This window comes from Microcoleus sp. Aus8_D2, assembly GCF_036702665.1.
Lineage (GTDB): Bacteria > Cyanobacteriota > Cyanobacteriia > Cyanobacteriales > Microcoleaceae > Microcoleus.
In genome coordinates this window covers 1-1,446 of sequence record NZ_JAUBUN010000107.1, presented here as the reverse complement: position 1 = coordinate 1,446, position 1,446 = coordinate 1, and the positions used below count along the sequence as shown (strand labels likewise).

General features: G+C 46.1%; 2 protein-coding genes. One reads left to right on the top strand and one right to left on the bottom strand.

The features are described from left to right. Positions 1-528 precede the first annotated feature (528 nt). The gene (locus tag QUB64_RS33145) at positions 529-771 is read right to left on the bottom strand and encodes a helix-turn-helix domain-containing protein (protein ID WP_369124836.1); all 243 of its coding nucleotides are present in this window, start codon (positions 769-771) and stop codon (positions 529-531) included. Between the two features lie 201 nt (positions 772-972). Here QUB64_RS33145 and QUB64_RS32850 point away from each other — a divergent pair. Beyond that, positions 973-1,446: hypothetical protein (locus QUB64_RS32850; protein WP_333278825.1), on the top strand; the 474-nt coding region annotated here is incomplete at its 3' end.

The following is a 1,446-nucleotide window of genomic DNA, read 5'->3' as shown; positions in this document are numbered from 1 at the left end:
GGGAACAGTTCTAGTTGCTGCATGAGGTTTTGCGTTTGCGGGTTTTGTATGCACCTGACCGTTCTAGATACTCGGGGTTGTTTATTATTTTTAAGTAGCGTTCAACTATTTGTTTGCCGCTTTTGTACTGGAGGAACAGGCTGATTTGCTTGTGGACAGATGGTGGGTAGGTTTTGTGCATGGGATTATTGCTTTGCTACAGATTGAAGCTGCGGCGCTGTGGGGCGCTATTTTTTGCTACATATAAACGTTGTTTTTGTGGGAGAAACGTTTATATGTAACTTTAGTTAAGGGAAATGCCGTCTCTCCGGCTGTCGCACCACTTTGATTGGGCTGGGCTTTTTTTGGACTTTTCGGCCTTTCACTCTACCCCTTCCGGTATTGAATGGGAATCAAAGTCCTTTCCCCATTACGTACAGCAGTGGTATTTGCCCCTGGCAGGTGTCGCCAGTAGATTTTTAAGTAAAATTGCCGTTGTCTCACTCGGCAGTGTGCTTATGGATTTTTCCCGGTGGTGCGGGCGTGAGGTTAGTCGGGTATTTTACTTACGTCTATTTTTAGTGACCTGCTTAGTGTTTTTAGTGAAACGTTTAGTTCTCCCGCGAGTGCTACAGCGTTATCTATTCTTGGTAGTTTTCTTCCTTTGCTCCAGTTTCTTATTGTTAGCTCTGTGACCCCTAGCGCGATTCCTAGCTCTCGCTGGGTTTTGCCACTGGCTTCTATCAGTGCTTCCAAGGTAATTTCCTGTGTACTTAGCTTATTATTGTTCATGGTAACTTAAGTACCGAAACTTTAGTATCAACAAAAAGTCAAAAAGAAACTAAAGTATCGGTAGGTAGAGAACACAAGGGTTTCACTGAGCTGAGCTTGGGTGCGACGGTTCGGTGAAATCCTTGTTGTTAATTTATCTGCAATTTGCATACCCTGTAACGTTCTCCTTGGGGCTTGCACTCAAGCCCTTTTTTCTAAAATATGTATCAGCGACGGAGAGACGAACTTAAGGCGATTGCCCGAGAACTGGGGATTGAACCAGTGGGCGACCGTCGCAAGATAGAGACTTGGGAATTGGCGATCGAGCTAGCTGCTCAGTCTATGGGCATATCGGTTGAAGCTGCTTGTTGTCCGGTGTTGCGGGCGATCGAACTTTTGGCTGAAAATTTTTCTGGTGTCGAGCGCGTCCAGGAGTCGATCGAACTTTTGGCTGAAAATTGCCTCTGTGTCGAACCTGTTGGAACTGTTGAAACAGTTTCGCTTGAGTCCATGTGCTTTTGGGCTCCTTGCGATGAACTGTTGCTTTTCTCGGCGATCGTACCGACAGCGGAAAAATCTTTCCGGTACTTGCGGCAGATTGTATCAGTAGCGGAAAAATTTTTCCGGTACTTGGGTACGATCGTACTGACAGCGGAAAACAATTGCCTTTGCGGTCAGGCACTTGCCAGTCAGTGT